The following is a 15,511-nucleotide window of genomic DNA, read 5'->3' as shown; positions in this document are numbered from 1 at the left end:
GTGTGCCTCCGATGCGGCATCACGCCGGAGAACGGGTCCGGAAGGGACCCCGGCGCCACTCATCAGCATACCCGCACTTTTGCGTTAAAACAACATAAGTAAGCGAGGCTTTGACCTAAGCGCTGCGGATGGGCACCCATTCGGTTCACAACGCCGCGATACCTGCCGCGACGGCCATGTCCGCCAGCAGGTCGGCCAGATCGTCCGCCGGTTGACCGGATACGCACGCCTCCATGGCCCGGCGGAGCGCGAGGCGCGCAGGGGCCTCATAGCGAAGGGGCGCCCGGAAGACACCCTCCCCGGTACTGGTCTCGATGCATACCAAGCCCGCCGGCTGGTCGATGGTCACTTCTGTCCTGACTTCGCCGTGGGCCACAACACGGATCAACCCGCCAGGGCGGCGGCCGCCCGTGCGGGTCGCCATGAGGGTCACCGGCGTCGCCATGCCATCCACTCCCCACCCCTCGAGAAGCGCCATCGTTGCCCCCGTCGTTGACGCGCCGGAACAAAGCTTCAGCCCGGCCCCCATCAGGGAACGGGCCCAACCGATACCGTCCAGGACGACGCCGGCCATACCTGCCGCCGGGGCGGCGCAGTCAATGGTGAGCATTCGCGGCTGACTGGATTGCCGTGCCTGCGCGGCGTCGGCGACGACGTCTGCACGCAGGCCGGGACGGTCAACGATGACAGGAATATCCCTGGGCCATGGACTGCCGTCCACCGCACCCCGAGGAAGCATCCCCGGATCAGCCAGGACCACGGCCAGCGCTCCTCCTGCACGGGCCGCCAACACGCCCTGCCACCAGTCGCCGGAACCCGGCACCACCGCAACTCCACCGCGTACATCGTCCGCGGGCCCCGCGCTGACCGGAAGCTGGGCGAGGGCGGCCCGGTACCGGGGCAGCCGGGTGGAGACAGTGAACCTGCGGCCCGCAGCGTTCATGGCCGCGCCCCTTCACGAAGCTTGGTTGCGGCGGCATCGGCGAGGTCGATGGCATAGTGCGCGTCGGCCAGGAGTTCGTCGTACTCCACCGGGACTGCACCCTGCAGGAGCGAGACCAGCAGCCGCCACTCTGCCTCATAACCGTCTTCGACGTCCCTGGGGTAGGTCACCCATTGCCCGTCAACATTGCGCACCCGGACGGTGGCGCTTCCCGCCTGGACGAAGGCAGGCGGAAAGTCCACCTCCACTCGGTCGTGCGTGGTGGCGATGCCCATCCGCCACAAGGCATCCGGCCCCCCGGGCAGCATGGTGAGCGCCAGTTGGACCAGCACGCCACCGGCGCGGTAGCCCACCAGGTACCCCACCGGCGAGGCAACCCGGACGTACACCACCTCGTCAATGGCGGGCGCGATGTCCCGCACCGCCGGAAGATCGTGGATCGCCAGGCCCGTCAACAGCTGGCGCAGAACGCCGGCAGCGACGGCAGGATCATCGAGGTCAGGCCGTCCACGGCGGGCCGCCACGAATGGGCCACCCTCGGCCACCAGTTGGTGGTATCTGTCGTTCGGCGGGAGTGCCAGTGTGACGGAGATGGCCTGCACCTGCCCCTGGAGGGCAACAAGGTGGTGCCTTGCCCTGCCCCAGGCGGAATCGAAAAGATGGTTGGTGCCTACCATCAGGACGGCTCCCGCGGCCCGGCAGGCGGCAACGGCCTCGTCGGCCTCCCCGCGACTGGTGGCGAGCGGCTTTTCGCAGAAGATGGCGCGTTTTCCGGCCTCCACCGAAGCGATGACCTGGCGGGAGTGTTCGGCCGGCGGGGTGCAGATTGCCACGACGTCCACATCCTGGTCGGCCAGCAGGTCACCTTCGCCCGTCGACCAATTGGCACCGAAGCCGCTTGCCAGGTCCCGGGCGCATCCGCTTCCCGCGTCGGCTATGTGCTTCACGGTGAACAGGTCCCCCAGGCGGCCCAACACCGGCAGGTGCAGTGCCGCCACTCCGGGTCCGGCTCCAAGAATCCCTACGTTCCAAGGCATCGGCGCCTCCCCTCTTATGTCTTTATTATTCATAAGTTTGGAAGCTTCTGGCTATAGTCGCGCCCAACTGCACCTTAGTGGCCGTAGATGTGTGAGAATTGAGGGCATGTCGACAGAGTCCACCCTCCGCTTCGGAGCCCAGACCGATGAAGTGACGAGCCTCCTGCGGATCGTCAACCTGGTGCGGACGGGTGAGGCCACCACCCGCCCGGAGATTGGCAAAGTCACCGGCCTGGGCCGGGGCGTTGTCAGCCAGCGCGTGGACCAGGCCATCCAGATCGGATTCCTCGGCGATGGCGAGTTCGGCGCCTCATCCGGCGGCCGGGCGCCCCGGACCCTCCGCTTCCGTGCAGAGCAGGGACGAATCGTCATCTGCGCCCTTGGCGCCGCCCACATCCGGGTTGGCATCACCGCCCTCGACGGCGACATCCTGGAACACACGCACCGGGCCTGGGACATCGGACAGGGGCCGGAGAAGACCATCGCCGCCGTGATGACCCTGGTGGACGAAGTACTGGCAAAAGACTCCAAAGTTCCCGTCTGGGCTGTCGTGGTGGGCCTTCCCGGCCCGGTTGACTTCAACTCCGGACAGCCGGTGTCCCCGCCGATCATGCCCGGCTGGAACGGCTTCGATGTTCGAACCCCCTTCGAGGAGCGCTTCAATGCGCCGGTCTGGGTGGATAACGACGTCAACCTGCTGGCCCTTGGCGAACGTGCGCGCCGCCGCGATGCCCTTGCCGACCTCATCTACTGCAAGATTGGTTCCGGAATCGGGGCGGGGCTGCTGTCCCAGGGCCGGATCCACCGCGGCGCCAATGGTGCTGCCGGTGACATCGGCCATGTCCGCGTCCTGGATTCCACGGCCGTTTGCCGCTGCGGAAAGATCGGCTGCCTGGAAGCCGTGGCCAGTGGCTGGGCGCTGGTCCGAGATGTTGAGCAGGCCGTCAAGGAGGGCGCCAGCACCTCCATGGCTCCGATTGCCGAGAAGGGGAAACTGACGCTCGAGGAGATCACCCTCGCGGTCCGGTCCGGCGACCCGCTGGCCATCATGCTGGTCCAGAAGTCAGCGCGCGTTGTGGGGGAGACAATTTCTGCCCTTGTGAACATGTTCAATCCCGCAGTCATCGTCATCGGCGGTGCCATCGGGTCCGCCGGGGAGGTGTTCCTGGCGGAAGTGAGGCAGCGGGTCTACGAACTGTCGCTGCCGCTTGCTACCCGGGATTTGATCATCACGATGTCCGTAAACGATGAACGCGAACCCCTCCGCGGCGGTGCCGAGCTGGCGCGCGAGCAGCTGTTCGATGTCACTTTCCCGCGCTGGTTCGCCGAGGGCCGGCCTTCACCAGAACGGACCGCGGTCCCCGCCTAGGCTTCCGCGGGGACGCAGGGCCCCGTCCGGTCAGCACTGTCTGGTCAGGCCACGTCCCGGGATACAGACGGCACCGGCGCCGCGTCCAGTTCCAGCCGGGCCTCCAGGTGGAACGGCAGGACCAGGGGAGAACCCGGCCGCGCCTGCAGGTAGGGCACCATCAGCTGGAAGTCGACGGCGACGTCGTGCCCGCCGGCCGAGAGCGCGCCCCGGCCGGCAAGGACCAGCCGGTCCTGCACGAACCACCAGCCCCGCTCCGCCTCCAGGGCATGCGGCTGCACGCGCCGCGAGCCCAGCACCACCATCAGGCCGCCCCCAGCCAGCGAACGCCCGTCCACCTCCACGGTGAGTCCGGTAATGCCCGACAGGGGCATGGAGCGGATCCACGGCAGGCCGACCCGGAGTTCAAAACCTTCCGGGGTGGTGGTCAGCGCATCTTCGCGCACCGCGGTTTCCAACATCAAGACCATCCTTTATCCTGATACAGACATAAGTTTGTCATAAACAATCATATAGGGGAAGGTGTCTTATGGCTCCCGACATTCCATCCGGCTGGACCTTTTGCGCCAGCTCGTTCAACTGGACCCCGGAGATCATTGCTGCCCGCCGAACGGCCCAGGACACCGTCACGGGGATCGCGGACGCTGTAGTGAAGGTGATCGAACTCGAGCCGGGACTGGTGTGGCGCTCATTCCCTACCCCCAATGACGGCGAAGTCGAAGGGCTCCGGGCGTCGCTGGCGGCAAGGGGCGGATCCGTCAGTATCGTTGGGGCCAGCCTTGACGATTTCTCCTCGCCCACGGAGCGCCGCCCGCTGCAGGAGCGCCTGGATTTCCTGGTCCCGCAACTGCATGCCGCCCACCGGGTGGGAGCGCACGGCGTCCGTCTTCCGATCGGCCAGGCGGGAGGTGAACTGCTCGCCCTGCTCCAGCCGATCCTGCACCGCCTTGACCTGGTGCTGTACGAAGAGATCCAGGGCCAGCAGGCGCCCGGAAGCCCAGCCGTCGAGCCTGCGCTGGAGCTGATTGCCGGGCTGGACGATGACCACGTCCGGGTTCTGGTTGATATCAGCATGCTGATGCCCGCCCTTCCCGTCAGCTACCTCGGGAAACTGCGCCGCGCTGGCCTGCCACGGGACTTTATGGCGCGCCTGGAGGACGACTGGCGCGATCCCGCCACCATGGACGCGGTCACCGCGCTGCTGCGGTCCGGACACGTGCCGCCACCCATCCACACCCTTTTCATGAACCTGCTGATCCGATTTGGCCGCAGCGACGCCGCCGACCTGCAGGGCATCCTGCCGCTGGTGGGCGCCTTCCACCTGAAGTTCTGGGATTTGGATGATGACGGCGGACGGGTTTCCCGGCCGCTGCAGGAACTTGGCGGCCTCCTGGCCGCCAACGGCTTCACCGGCACTTTGACCAGCGAATGGGGCGGCCATGAGTGGCTGCAGGACGACCCGACGGACATGACGCGGCGGCACCTTGCACTGGCACGGGAAGCGCTGGTTGAGCACGTCGAAACCCCGATTGCGGCACGTCCAATCACCGGCTGAGGCTCGCATAAGGAAGAGCGGCCGGTCCTGGATTACAGGACCGGCCACTCTTTGTGTTCACTTCTTCGTGTTGAGCTACTTTGTGCTGAAAGCGGCGTCGAAGGCCGCTGCTGAGGGCTCGTACCCGGAAAGGCGCCGAACAAACTGCAACGCTTCGGGCGCTCCGTCCAGGCGGTCCATTCCGGCGTCCTCCCACTCCACGGACAGCGGGCCGCGGTAGTTGATGGAGTTGAGCATCCGGAAGGCATCCTCCCACGGCACGTCTCCGTGGCCGGTGGAGATGAAGTCCCAGCCGCGCCGCGGATCAGCCCATGCAAGGTGGGATGAGAGCCGTCCATTGCGGCCATTGCTGAGCCGCTTCTTTGTGTCCTTGCAGTGCACGTGGTAGATGCGGTCCTTGAAGTCCCACAGGAAACCCACGGGATCGATGTCCTGCCACACCATGTGGCTCGGATCCCAGTTCAGCCCGAACGCCTCGCGGTGTCCGATCGCCTCCAGGGCGCGCTGGGTTGTCCAGTAGTCGTAGGCAATCTCGGAGGGGTGCACCTCATGGGCAAACCGGACCCCCACCTCGTCGAAGACGTCCAGGATGGGGTTCCAACGGTCCGCAAAGTCCTGGTAGCCGGCGTCGACCATCTTTTCGGAGGCCGGCGGGAACATTGCCACGTACTTCCAGATGGAGGAGCCCGTGAACCCGGTGACGGTTTTCACGCCCAGTTTCGCGGCGAGGCGGGCAGTGTTCTTCATTTCCTCGGCTGCGCGGCGGCGGACGCCCTCGGGGTCGCCATCGCCCCAGACGACATCCGGCAGGATCCCCCGGTGCCGCTCGTCGATGGGGTCATCGCACACGGCCTGGCCCTTGAGGTGGTTGGAGATGGTCCATACCTTCAGGTTGTTCCGCTCCAGGATGTCCAGCCTGCCCTGGACGTACGCGTCGTCGTCCCACCGCCAGGGGTCCAGGTGGTCGCCCCAGCAGGCGATTTCCAGGCCGTCGTAGCCCCACTCGCCGGCGAGCCGGGCCACCTCTTCGAACGGCAGGTCGGCCCATTGGCCCGTGAACAGGGTGATTGGTCGTGCCATGTACTTTCCCTTTCCTAGCCAGCCTGGGCGGGGACACGGGCGCCCACGCGCGTCCAGGCGGAGTCATTCTCGGAACTGCGCTCGACGGCGTCGAGCACACGCTGCACCCGCAGCCCGTCGGCGAAGGTGGGGTGGGGGTCGGTGCCGTTGGAGATGGCTTCGACGAGGTCCTTGACCTGGTGCGAGAAGCCGTGCTCGTAGCCCAGCATGTGGCCGGCCGGCCACCAGGCCGAAACGTATGGATGCTCCGCTTCGGTGACCAGGATCTTCCGGAATCCCTGCCGGTCGGCAGGGGCGGTGCGGTCGTAGAACTGGACGCTGTTGAGGTCTTCCAGGTCGAAGGCGAGGGCACCCTTGTCCCGGACACCTCGATTTGCAGCGCGTTCTTGCGCCCGGTGGCGAAGCGCGAGGCTTCAAAGGAGGCCAGTGCGCCCGATTCGAACCTGCCCGTGAAGATGGCGATATCGTCCACAGTCACCTTGCCCCGGCCGGCCCCGGCCGTGCCCGAGAGCCCCGAGCCGGAAGCGGAGTTGTCCAAAAGGGGCCGCTCCTTCACGATCGTGTCGATCACGCCTGACACCTTGTCGATGTTCTGCCCGGTCACGAACTGCGCCAGGTCAATCGCGTGGGCGCCGATGTCACCGAGCGCGCCGGAGCCGGCATGTTCCTTCTGCAGGCGCCACGCCAGCGGCATTTCCGGATCCACGAGCCAGTCCTGCCGGTACGAGGCACGCACCTGGTTTACCGTGCCCACGGCACCTTCAGCGATGAGGTCGCGCAGGAACGTCACGGCGGGGACCCGCCGGTAGGTGAAGCCCACCATGGCGCGGATTCCCAGTGCCGCCGCCTTTCCAGCCGCCTCCGCCATCGCTTCGGCTTCGGCCACCGTGTTGGCGAGCGGCTTCTCGCACAGCACGTGCTTGCCCGCTTCGAGCGCGGCGATGGCGATCTCGGCGTGCGTGTCACCGGGTGTGACAATGTCGACGACGTCGATATCGTCCCGGGCCACCACCTCGCGCCAGTCAGTGACCGACTCAGCCCATCCCCACTTCGGCGCGGCGGCTGCCACCGCCTCGGCGTTGCGCCCCACGACGACGGCCATCTCCGGCTCTGCCGGCAGGTCGAAGACCCGCGGGGCGGTGCGCCAGCCCTGCGAATGGGCCGCTCCCATAAAGCCGTGGCCGATCATGGCTACGCGGAGGCGTGTCATGCCAGCACTACCTTGCGCTCGACGGCCACCCGGTTGCCCACGTAGCGCATGGGGGCGATCTGCATGTACAGGAGGCGAAGGGTCAGGATCACTTCGACGTCGATTTCCTCGCCGGCCTCCGGGACACGGTTCAGGGGGATAATGATCTTCGGCTTGTCGGCGACGAACCACAGGGTCTCCCACTGGTGCGGAAGCTCGGCGATGGAATAGGAGTTGCCCTGAAGTTCGAAGCGGAGTGATTCCTTGGGGATTTCTTTCCCGTCGACCGTGGCCGCTACATCGTCGACGGCGGACAGCCAGAGGCTGCGGTACCAGGGCAGCTGTACGGAGACGGAGATGCCCTCGGGGTGCCGGCGGACGTCAGCGTCCTGGAACAGGGAGTTGTGGGTTGCCATGATGGTCCTTACTCGAAGGTCTCGACGAATGTCTGGTGGGGCACTGGCGGCTGCGGTTCCAGCGTCTGCCTGGCCGACGGATGATAGGGGTGGTATTCGCTGGGGACGGGCTCGTCCGCCGGAGGCATGAAGACGGGCTTGCCATCGTCGCCGAAGTACATAAGGTCCAGCGCGAAGGCGTGCTGGTTCTTCTCGGCAAAACTGATCCAGTTTTCCTCAAAAGGTGCACGGAGGAGCTCGTAGCAGCGGAACTTCCAGATCTTCCATTCGCCGTCCTGGCGCAGGAAGTCCACCGCGTACTTGCACCAGACCCAGTGGGCCCAGACCTTCTTGCCCTGTACCTCCCGCGGCGAGTACATGTAGTCCGGGCTGTCCTTGGCCACTTCCGGGTCGGTCAGGCCGGACTCGTTGCCGGCCATGATCCAGACGCCCTTGGCGGTGTTGCCGTCCGCGGCCACCTCGATGACGGGCGTGGTGGTGTAGTGCAGGATCAGCTTGCCCTCGGGCCGCGGACGGTCCTGGTGGTAGCGGATGACGCTGTCATAGTCCGTGTACTGGCCGGCGTTGGTGTACCTCGCCCGGATGCCGGGGGTACCCGGCTTGACCCACAGCGGGATGATTTGTTCATCCTCAAAGGCATTGTGGAGGTACGTATAGCGGTTGAACAGGTTCTCGATGTCGCCCCGGTCATTGGCCCTGCGGGCCAATTTCAGGGCTTCGGCCAGTTCGCCCCGGAGCCGCTCCACCTCTGCCGTAAGGTCTGTATCGATTGCAGGCATGGGTCTCCTTAGGCCGGTACCACGGACTCTTCGATGGCGCGCCGCATGAGTGCATGCTGCTTCTTGACCAGCTCGATCGGGTCCGATTCGCCGAGGTCGGCGAAGGCGTGCCCCTCCCATTCGCTGGACAGGAAGCCGGTGTAACCGCCCTTGACGAACTGGCGCACGATCCGCGGGATGTCCATGGCGGGCTCATTGCCGTTTTCGTCGATGTCGTAGAACTTGGCGTGGACGTGGAACATCTGCGGCATGATGTCCAGCCATTCCTCCGGCGGAACCAGGCCGTGCATGTTGAAGGCCAGCCGCGTGAAGGGACCCAGCCGCGCGGGATCGAAGTTGTTGGCGCGCAGGTAGTCCTCGAACTCCTGGTTCCGTTCCTGCATGGGCAGCGGCTTGCGCCAGATGTCCTGCATGACAGCGAAGTGTTCTTCCGGCAGGCCCATCTGGGTCAGGGTGCGGAACAGGGTGGGTGACAGGCTGTGCATGGTAGAGCTGAAGTCGGCGGTGAAACCCAGCCGGTCGCTGCCGAGTTCCTCGTACATCTCGCGGATCTGGAGGATCTTGGGGTCGTTCGGGCCCTGCGGGGCGTGGATTTCGTAGCCCAGTTTCTGGTCGTACTTTTCGGCCAGCGGCAGGAGGCGGCGCAGCAGTTCCTTGCCGGCGGACCGGATGACGATCTTGTGGAAGCCGAGCGTGTTGGCCGTCTTGAGCTGCCTGGCGAAGAAGTCGAACTCCTCGTCCGGGGTCATGTCCCGGTCCTTGCGGCGGCCCATGTCCAGGTTGGTGCCGACGGCGCTGGGGGTCAGGCCGTAGCGGTCCATGCTGTCGCGCCAAAGCTTGACGAAGCCGGCGTCGACGTCGGGATAGGTGCGCAGCATCTGGGCGATGTTGAATTCGACGCCGGGGCCGAGGCCTTCATCGGCCACCGCCTTGATCATCGTCTCGGGCGTGTAGAGCCCGGCAGCGAATTCGGAGGTAAGCGAATAAAGGGTAATGCCAAGCTCGATGCCTGAGCCTGCGATGCCTTCTGACATGTCTTAATTCCTTTTGCTTTAGCCGCGGACGGGTTGGGCGAGGTGGCTGCTGAGGATGCGGCGGGCTTCTGTTGCGTCGGTGATCATGGCGGAACCGGCGTTGGCCGCTGCTGAGCGCTGGAGGGCCTGTTCGCCGCGGATGATCTCGAACGGGTCCTGCCAGTTGTTCCAGTGCCAGCCTTCGTATTCGCTGGAAATGGCGCCGGAATAGCCGTTTTCCACCAACTGCCGGACCAGGTCCCGTACCGGAACCGAGGGCTCCTCGCCGTTCTCGTCGATGCCGAAGAACTTGCCGTGCACGTGGCGGACCCACGGCATGATTTCCAGCCAGGTGTCGATAGGGGCCGGCCCGAACAGTCCCGTGCCGTTGATCCCGAAGTCGATGCCCAGGTCCGGCCTGCCGTTCCGGGCGGCGAGGCCGATGAAGGCGCCGAACCGTTCGCCGTGGACCTTCTGGGTGTTGGGCGGGCCCTCGGCGTAAAAGCCGTCCCACAGCTCCACTACCTGCCGGAGCAGATCCTCGGAGGCACCGCGGCGGCGGTAGGCCTCGAGGAGGGAGGGAGCAAAACCGGTGACGGTGGCACCCCAGTCGGCGGTGAATCCCAGCAGGGGGGAGTTGAGTTTTTCGTACCGGTCCCGCAGGGCAAGGACACGCTCGTGCGCGCCGTGCTGGTCGGCGTGGACTTCCAGGGCAAGGGTCACACCATACTGCTCAGCGACGGGCAGCAGGCTCTCCATGGCGTCCGGAGTCAGCGAGATCTGCACGCGGGCGATCGGGAAACCGAGCCTGGCGGCCATTTCGATCTGCTTGCGCATGTACTCCACGAGCTCGTCGTGGTTCATCAGCCGGTCGCGCCGGATTCCCGTGTCCACATTGACGGCGAGCGAGGTAGGGACCAGGTCCACCTCTTCCACGAGGTCCCGGAAATGTCCCACAAAGGCATCGTCGACGCGGTCCGGGAAGCCGCGGAGGCTGGAGAAGCCGATGATTTCGAGCCCCGGGCCGAAACCCTCTGCCGCCACCTTTCGGATCAGGCCGTCAAGGTCGTACTGCCGGCCGTGGAAGGCCCGGGTGAAGCTGTAGAGGGTGACGCCCTGGATGGGCGTGCCGGGGCTGGTCATCGCTGTGCCACCTTCATGGTTTTGGTGTCGTGCTCTTCGATGTGCAGCACGCCGTGGTCGGTGATGATGTAGGGGATGTAGAGCTTCAGGTCCACGCGGACCTCGTGCTCCGCCTGGTCGTCCGCAACCGGAAGATCGCCGGAAAGGACGGCCGAGTCCAGCGGGAACCACCACTCACCGGTTTCGTCCACCAGCTCATCGAAGCTGAAGGTGCGGTTGTTCATGGTCCAGCGCAGCGACTCTTTCGGGGCGGCGACGCCGTCCACCGTCAGGGCCGCCCCTGCAATGCAGGACCCGGGAAGGGCCCGGTACCAGGGGATGCGGACTTCGACGGCGGTCCGGCCACTGCCGGTGGTCAGTGTTCCCTGCTCAATGATGCGGTCGGCGATCATCGCGACCTCCTTGTCTGCGGCATTCCTTGCCTGTACTTGCGTGGAAAAGCGGCGTGATGCCTCTTCTTCATTATTTAGACATTGTATTGTCTGATTCTGACATAAGTAAAGCGCTGCCGATCCCGGCGGCGATCCTCCTGGCCCCCCGCACCGCGAGCGCTACTGCCGTGAGCGTGGGGTTGCATGCGGTGGGGGTGGGAATGACGCCATTGCCGGCCACGAAGAGGCCGGGGACCTGCCATACCTGGCTGTCGGGCGAGCAGACGCTCTCGCCGTCGTCCGCCACGCCCATCCGCGTGGTGCCCTGGTAGTGCAGCGACGATCCCGGCGGGAGGACGAATGGACGCTCGTCCAGCGGCTCACCGACCGCCTTGCCCAGGCGGACTATCTCATTTTTGGCGCGCTCCAGCACCTCACGGTCCCGCCCGGTGAGGCGGTAGTGGATCCTCATGGCGGGCATGCCGTAGGAGTCGCTGGCACCGTCGTCGAATGCCACCCGGTCCTCGCGCTGCAGGTCCTTGGCGCAGAACAGCCCCAGCCCCACGATGGAGCCCGGCACAACGGGGTCATCGTCCGCCAGCGGGACGGGCGATGCGTCCAGCTGCATGATCTGGCCATGGAAGGGAGCCTCGTCGGTGTAGGGAACCCAGGCCACCCCGCTCTGTTCACTGAGTGCGCCGTTGGCGGTGGCCGGCCCCTTCGGGGCAGTGACGTCCCGCAGCCTGCTGGCGAACACCAGCTGGGCCTGGTCGTTCAGGTAGCGCCCCAGTGCGTCCGGCCGGATGCCCGAAGCCCACAACAACTGGGGGGTTCGCAAGGCATCGGCCGCCACCACGACGTAGCGGGCGCCTACCCGGTGGGTGGTGCCGCTGCGGCGGTCCTGGACTTCAACGCCGCCGGCAATGCCGTCCTCCACCAGCACACGGGTCACCAACGACTCATCAAAGAGTTCAAACTGCGGGTTTTCCCGGGTGACATCGCCCATGACGACGTCGGAGCCTGACCACACCAGGCGGCCGTCCGCACGCCGGTGGACAGCGAGCGGCATGGGCTGGACGCGGTAGGCGGGTGCCCGGCCGGCGTCCACCACGGCGGACAGGCGCGTCCGGACGAGATCGGAAAAGGGCGCACCGTCGAAGGCATGCGTGGTGACGCCGAGGAGCCGGTCCGCGTCCGCAAGGAGTTCGTCCAGGTCCGGAAGGAACGGAATCCGCTCCTTGCCGCCGGGCCGGGGGCACGCGGCGGTCCAGTGTGCGGCCATGCCGCCCACGTTGCTGGACATGGCCGCGACGGGCATGCCGTCCTCACCGGGGAAAGAGTAGCCGTCCTGCAGCAGGTACGTTCCCGGCCTTGCCCTCCGCTCCCCGCTCTTGACGGCGCCGGGAGAACTTACCGTCTCGGCGCCCGCGCCGGGGCCTTCCGATGCACGCTGGGCGAGGCTTCTGCTGTCCGGATCCTCGATGTTCTTGACGTGGGCGCCGGGCGGGTTGCTGACCGTGGGGCCTACCTCGAACATCGCGATGGTGGCTCCGGGAGCTTCCTCACTGAGGATCCGGGCGTAGGCCGAGGCCGTGGGACCGCTGCCGACGATGGCGACATCCACGGATCCGGGGTAGCGGCCGGTGCTCACTGGCCTGCCACCAGTTCCTGGATGCGCCGGACGGACTTGGCCGAATCAATGGTGGGGTAGTACTCAAGCCCGATGGGGCCTGCATAACCGCTGCTGCGCAGGTCACCCAGGCGGGCGGGCCAGTCGATGGATCCGGAGGCGGGCTCACCGCGGCCCGGGGCGTCGGCTATCTGGACGTACTTGATGAGGTCTCCGGCGTTGGCCAGCTCGGCCGCCACGTCCTCGCCTTCGACCGTGGAGTGGTAGAGGTCGTAGAGGACGCCGAAGTTGGCCGAATTGACGCCCTTGGCGACGTAGACCGCTTCGGAGGTCCGGTCCAGCAGTGCACCGGGGTGGTCCACCCTGATGTTCACCGGCTCGAGGACCAGGGTAATGCCGGAACCCTCGATGTGGGCCACGCCCTTGGTGAAGATCCCGATCAGTTCATCCAGCTGGTCCTGCCGCTTCCTGCCGCCGAAACCGGTGCCGCTGCCCACGACGATCCGGGGACAGCCGAGCTGCCGCGCCACTTCGACGCCGGCGTCCAGGCCCGTATAGAACGGGGCGTGGTCCTTCGGCGGGATCATGAACTGCATCCGGGGCTCAGCCAGCTGGGCGGTGAGCTGGACGCCGGTTTCTTCGAGTGCCGCCTTGAGCGCCGGAATGTCCTTGCCCGTGGGGCCCCACATTTCCACGGCGTCGAAACCTGCGGCAGCGGCGGCGCGGACGCGGTCCGCTGCGTCCCCGGCCTCGGTGAACAGAAGGTCGATGTTGGGGGCGAGTTGGTACATGGCTTACTCCTTGGAAGGTTGCAAAGTTCTAGAACATGGGGTGGTCGTGGACCGGCAGGTCAGGGACGGGCTGGAGCACGTCCCAGTGCTCGACGATCCGGCCGCCCTCAAAGCGGTAGATGTCCGCGACGGCGGCGTCCGGGCGCCCGGGGCCCGAAGCCCGGACGTGGACCATGGCGAGGTCCCCGTCCACCAGGATGCGCTGGACCTCGAAGCGGGAGTCGGGGGAACCGTCGAACTTGGGCGTCAGCATCCGGATAGCCTCTTCCGGGCCGTCGTTGATGGTGGGATTGTGTTGGCGGTAGTCATCTGCGACGAGGAATTCGAAGGCCTCCCGCACCCGTTTTTGGGTGTAGAAGATCTCCACGAAGCGTTCGAACGCCGCGCGGTTGTCAGTCATGGTGGATCAGCCTTTAAGGCCGCCGGAGAAGCCCTGGATGAAGCGCTTCTGCGCGAAGAGGAACAGCGCCAGGATGGGGACCATCGACACGATGACTATGGCAAAGATGGAGTTCCACTTCGATACCAGGGAGCCGATGAAGTAGTACATGGCCACCGGCAGGGTCTGGTTGGCGGATCCACCAAGGAAGATCAGTGACGTGAAGAAGTCATTCCATACGATGAGCCCGGCGAAAATGGTGACCGTCCCGGTGGCAGGAGCCATCATCGGGAACACCACCTTGGAAAAGATCTGCGTCTTGGTGGCACCGTCGATGGTGGCCGCTTCCTCGTAGTCCGTGCCCAGGCCGCGGAAAAAGTTCGCGTACAGGAAGATCGACAGCGGCAGGAGCATTCCCGTGAACAGCACGATCAGGCCCCAGGCCGAACCCGTCAACCCGAGGGCACGGGCGCCCATGTACAGCGGCACGGCACCGAGCTGGCCCGGAAGAATGATGGCCACCAGGAAGAGGAAGTAGGCCGCTTTACTCCAGCGGCGGGTGCTGCGCGAAATGACGTAGCCCGTAATCGACCCCAGCGCGATCAGCCCAACAATGCTTCCGGCCGTGATGATGATGCTGTTGACCAGGCCCGCGACGACGTTCGAGTTGCCTGTGGCCGTCAGGACTTTGACGAAGTTGCTGAAGTCCGGGTTGGCGGGGAGCGCCAGCGCCGATGTGGTGTACATTTCGCTGTCCGGCTTCAAAGCCGTGGTCACCAGAAAGTAGAACGGGGCAAGGAAGACCAGGGCGAGTGCCCAGAGGCCAATTTCCCGGAGCAGGGTCAGTTTGGTGTAACGGAACATGGGTTAGTCCTCAGGGTTCGATCGCGTCAGCCGCTGCTGAATTACGGCGAAGATCAGGATGATCGCGGCAAGCACCAGGGCCAGGGCGGCGCCGCCGCCAAAGTTGCCCAGCGCAAACGCCTGCTTGTAAACCTGGGTGGCCAGCGTTTCGGTTGCGCCGGCCGGACCGCCGCCGGTGAGCGCCATGATGGGGTCGAAGACCCGGAGGCCCTGCACAATCCCCAGCGTCGTGGCGATGGCGACGGCGGGGCGGATCGCCGGCAGTGTGACGTTGGAGAAGCGCTGCCACAGGTTGGCCCCGTCGATGGCGGCCGCCTCCTCCACTTCAACCGGAACTCCGGCCAGGCCCGCCATGAAGATCACCATGGCAAAGCCGGTGGAGGACCAGACCAGCACCACCAGGACGGTCCAGATGGCCCACTGTGGATCGGCAAGCCACGGCTTGGCCAGCCCGCCTGCGCCGATCGACTTGAGGATGACGTTGATGGGACCGTTGAAATCGAAGATGTATTTCCAGATGTAAGCGGTGGCAAGGGGACTGAGCACCACCGGCATAAAGAAGAGTGTGCGCAGGATGTAGCGCGTCTTGAGGACGCGGTTCAGTCCCAGCGCGATCACCAACCCGGCAATGTTGCCCAGCAGCACCGAGCCAAAGGCCAGGAACAGGGTGTTGGAAAGGGCGCCCACCTTGGTGGGGTCTTTGAAGATCACCTCAAAGTTTTGCCACCCGGTGATCTTGAAGGATCCGATCCCGGTCCAGTTGGTGAACGCAAAGAAGCCGCCAATTCCGGTGGCCACGTAGTGAATGGCCACCACGAGGGCGATTCCGGGGAGTGCCCACCACCAGTGTCCGAACTCCATGGAGCGGGACCGGGGGCGGGCGGTCTTGNCCCGCCCCCGGTGCGCGCCTGCCTCGCCGGGGTGCTTCAGCTGCTTCGCTTTTGGGTTGCAT

The 15,511-nt window shown here is 65.7% G+C and carries 16 protein-coding genes and 1 pseudogene; 2 read left to right on the top strand and 15 right to left on the bottom strand.

The genetic code is table 11. From position 1 onward, the window contains the following. Nucleotides 1-145 precede the first annotated feature (145 nt). Both ACTJK0_RS12470 and ACTJK0_RS12465 read right to left on the bottom strand, forming a co-directional pair. Entirely contained in the window at nt 146-943 is a 798-nt protein-coding gene (locus ACTJK0_RS12470; RefSeq protein WP_440745375.1) for a hypothetical protein, read from the bottom strand. Next, nucleotides 940-1,980: a Gfo/Idh/MocA family protein gene (locus tag ACTJK0_RS12465; RefSeq protein WP_440745374.1), complete on the bottom strand. Its 1,041-nt coding sequence runs from the start codon at nt 1,978-1,980 to the stop codon at nt 940-942. Before ACTJK0_RS12465 ends, ACTJK0_RS12470 begins: the two co-directional genes overlap by 4 nt. A 106-nt stretch (nt 1,981-2,086) precedes the next feature. On the opposite strand from ACTJK0_RS12465, the gene ACTJK0_RS12460 reads away from it, so the two are divergent. Further along, nucleotides 2,087-3,349: an ROK family protein gene (locus tag ACTJK0_RS12460; RefSeq protein ID WP_110542257.1), complete on the top strand. Its 1,263-nt coding sequence runs from the start codon at nt 2,087-2,089 to the stop codon at nt 3,347-3,349. A gap of 44 nt (nt 3,350-3,393) precedes the next feature. On the opposite strand, the gene ACTJK0_RS12455 is transcribed toward ACTJK0_RS12460, so the two are convergent. Beyond that, a complete protein-coding gene (locus ACTJK0_RS12455; RefSeq protein WP_440745373.1) occupies nt 3,394-3,810 on the bottom strand; it encodes a C-glycoside deglycosidase beta subunit domain-containing protein in 417 nt (138 codons plus the stop codon). Between the two features lie 68 nt (nt 3,811-3,878). On the opposite strand from ACTJK0_RS12455, the gene ACTJK0_RS12450 reads away from it, so the two are divergent. After that, nucleotides 3,879-4,904: a restriction endonuclease subunit R gene (locus ACTJK0_RS12450; RefSeq protein ID WP_440745372.1), complete on the top strand. Its 1,026-nt coding sequence runs from the start codon at nt 3,879-3,881 to the stop codon at nt 4,902-4,904. A gap of 75 nt (nt 4,905-4,979) precedes the next feature. On the opposite strand, the gene ACTJK0_RS12445 is transcribed toward ACTJK0_RS12450, so the two are convergent. From ACTJK0_RS12445 to ACTJK0_RS12390, 12 genes and pseudogenes are all read right to left on the bottom strand, one after another. Then, a complete protein-coding gene (locus ACTJK0_RS12445) occupies nt 4,980-5,984 on the bottom strand; it encodes a sugar phosphate isomerase/epimerase family protein (RefSeq protein ID WP_110542255.1) in 1,005 nt (334 codons plus the stop codon). A gap of 14 nt (nt 5,985-5,998) precedes the next feature. Next, nucleotides 5,999-7,194 (bottom strand): annotated as a pseudogene (locus tag ACTJK0_RS12440) (Gfo/Idh/MocA family protein). Beyond that, nucleotides 7,191-7,589: a C-glycoside deglycosidase beta subunit domain-containing protein gene (locus tag ACTJK0_RS12435; RefSeq protein ID WP_440745371.1), complete on the bottom strand. Its 399-nt coding sequence runs from the start codon at nt 7,587-7,589 to the stop codon at nt 7,191-7,193. Before ACTJK0_RS12435 ends, ACTJK0_RS12440 begins: the two are co-directional and overlap by 4 nt. Nucleotides 7,590-7,597: 8 nt before the next feature. After that, nucleotides 7,598-8,368, bottom strand: coding sequence for a nuclear transport factor 2 family protein (locus ACTJK0_RS12430; RefSeq protein WP_440745370.1), 771 nt, complete (start codon nt 8,366-8,368; stop codon nt 7,598-7,600). 8 nt (nt 8,369-8,376) lie between these two features. Continuing rightward, a complete protein-coding gene (locus tag ACTJK0_RS12425; protein WP_440745369.1) occupies nt 8,377-9,402 on the bottom strand; it encodes a sugar phosphate isomerase/epimerase family protein in 1,026 nt (341 codons plus the stop codon). 18 nt (nt 9,403-9,420) lie between these two features. Continuing rightward, nucleotides 9,421-10,524 carry a sugar phosphate isomerase/epimerase family protein gene (locus ACTJK0_RS12420; RefSeq protein WP_440745368.1) on the bottom strand — a complete coding sequence of 368 codons (1,104 nt, stop codon included), beginning with the start codon at nt 10,522-10,524 and terminating at the stop codon, nt 9,421-9,423. After that, nucleotides 10,521-10,916, bottom strand: a complete 396-nt coding sequence (locus ACTJK0_RS12415) for a C-glycoside deglycosidase beta subunit domain-containing protein (RefSeq protein WP_043453838.1) — start codon at nt 10,914-10,916, stop codon at nt 10,521-10,523. The genes ACTJK0_RS12420 and ACTJK0_RS12415 overlap by 4 nt, the downstream gene beginning before the upstream one ends. Nucleotides 10,917-10,986: 70 nt before the next feature. Next, nucleotides 10,987-12,546, bottom strand: coding sequence for a GMC oxidoreductase (locus ACTJK0_RS12410; RefSeq protein WP_440745367.1), 1,560 nt, complete (start codon nt 12,544-12,546; stop codon nt 10,987-10,989). After that, on the bottom strand, nt 12,543-13,316 hold the full coding sequence (locus ACTJK0_RS12405) for a TIM barrel protein (RefSeq protein WP_440745366.1): 774 nt from the start codon (nt 13,314-13,316) through the stop codon (nt 12,543-12,545). Before ACTJK0_RS12405 ends, ACTJK0_RS12410 begins: the two co-directional genes overlap by 4 nt. Nucleotides 13,317-13,344: 28 nt before the next feature. After that, a complete protein-coding gene (locus ACTJK0_RS12400; protein WP_440745365.1) occupies nt 13,345-13,716 on the bottom strand; it encodes a nuclear transport factor 2 family protein in 372 nt (123 codons plus the stop codon). Between the two features lie 6 nt (nt 13,717-13,722). Continuing rightward, nucleotides 13,723-14,559 (bottom strand): carbohydrate ABC transporter permease, encoded by an 837-nt coding sequence (locus ACTJK0_RS12395; protein ID WP_440745364.1) that lies wholly within the window; start codon nt 14,557-14,559, stop codon nt 13,723-13,725. A 3-nt stretch (nt 14,560-14,562) separates the two neighbouring features. Continuing rightward, nucleotides 14,563-15,420, bottom strand: a complete 858-nt coding sequence (locus ACTJK0_RS12390) for a carbohydrate ABC transporter permease (protein WP_440745363.1) — start codon at nt 15,418-15,420, stop codon at nt 14,563-14,565. Between the last annotated feature and the right edge of the window lie 91 nt (nt 15,421-15,511).

Origin of the sequence: Paenarthrobacter sp. 22069 (genome assembly GCF_052046035.1) — a bacterium.
In the GTDB taxonomy this organism is placed as follows: domain Bacteria; phylum Actinomycetota; class Actinomycetes; order Actinomycetales; family Micrococcaceae; genus Arthrobacter.
Note: the sequence above shows the minus strand (reverse complement) of the source record. Positions and strands in the feature narration are given on the sequence as shown.

Bases quoted from the DNA above. Each gene is read 5' to 3' on its own strand.
- ACTJK0_RS12465 (WP_440745374.1), bottom strand. From the start codon at position 1,980: ATGCCTTGGAACGTAGGGATTCTTGGAGCCGGACCCGGAGTGGCGGCA.
- ACTJK0_RS12430 (WP_440745370.1), bottom strand. From the start codon at position 8,368: ATGCCTGCAATCGATACAGACCTTACGGCAGAGGTGGAGCGGCTCCGG.
- ACTJK0_RS12400 (WP_440745365.1), bottom strand. From the start codon at position 13,716: ATGACTGACAACCGCGCGGCGTTCGAACGCTTCGTGGAGATCTTCTAC.
- ACTJK0_RS12470 (WP_440745375.1), bottom strand. From the start codon at position 943: ATGAACGCTGCGGGCCGCAGGTTCACTGTCTCCACCCGGCTGCCCCGG.
- ACTJK0_RS12425 (WP_440745369.1), bottom strand. From the start codon at position 9,402: ATGTCAGAAGGCATCGCAGGCTCAGGCATCGAGCTTGGCATTACCCTT.
- ACTJK0_RS12460 (WP_110542257.1), top strand. From the start codon at position 2,087: ATGTCGACAGAGTCCACCCTCCGCTTCGGAGCCCAGACCGATGAAGTG.
- ACTJK0_RS12395 (WP_440745364.1), bottom strand. From the start codon at position 14,559: ATGTTCCGTTACACCAAACTGACCCTGCTCCGGGAAATTGGCCTCTGG.
- ACTJK0_RS12390 (WP_440745363.1), bottom strand. From the start codon at position 15,420: ATGGAGTTCGGACACTGGTGGTGGGCACTCCCCGGAATCGCCCTCGTG.
- ACTJK0_RS12450 (WP_440745372.1), top strand. From the start codon at position 3,879: ATGGCTCCCGACATTCCATCCGGCTGGACCTTTTGCGCCAGCTCGTTC.
- ACTJK0_RS12455 (WP_440745373.1), bottom strand. From the start codon at position 3,810: ATGTTGGAAACCGCGGTGCGCGAAGATGCGCTGACCACCACCCCGGAA.
- ACTJK0_RS12420 (WP_440745368.1), bottom strand. From the start codon at position 10,524: ATGACCAGCCCCGGCACGCCCATCCAGGGCGTCACCCTCTACAGCTTC.
- ACTJK0_RS12445 (WP_110542255.1), bottom strand. From the start codon at position 5,984: ATGGCACGACCAATCACCCTGTTCACGGGCCAATGGGCCGACCTGCCG.
- ACTJK0_RS12405 (WP_440745366.1), bottom strand. From the start codon at position 13,316: ATGTACCAACTCGCCCCCAACATCGACCTTCTGTTCACCGAGGCCGGG.
- ACTJK0_RS12415 (WP_043453838.1), bottom strand. From the start codon at position 10,916: ATGATCGCCGACCGCATCATTGAGCAGGGAACACTGACCACCGGCAGT.
- ACTJK0_RS12435 (WP_440745371.1), bottom strand. From the start codon at position 7,589: ATGGCAACCCACAACTCCCTGTTCCAGGACGCTGACGTCCGCCGGCAC.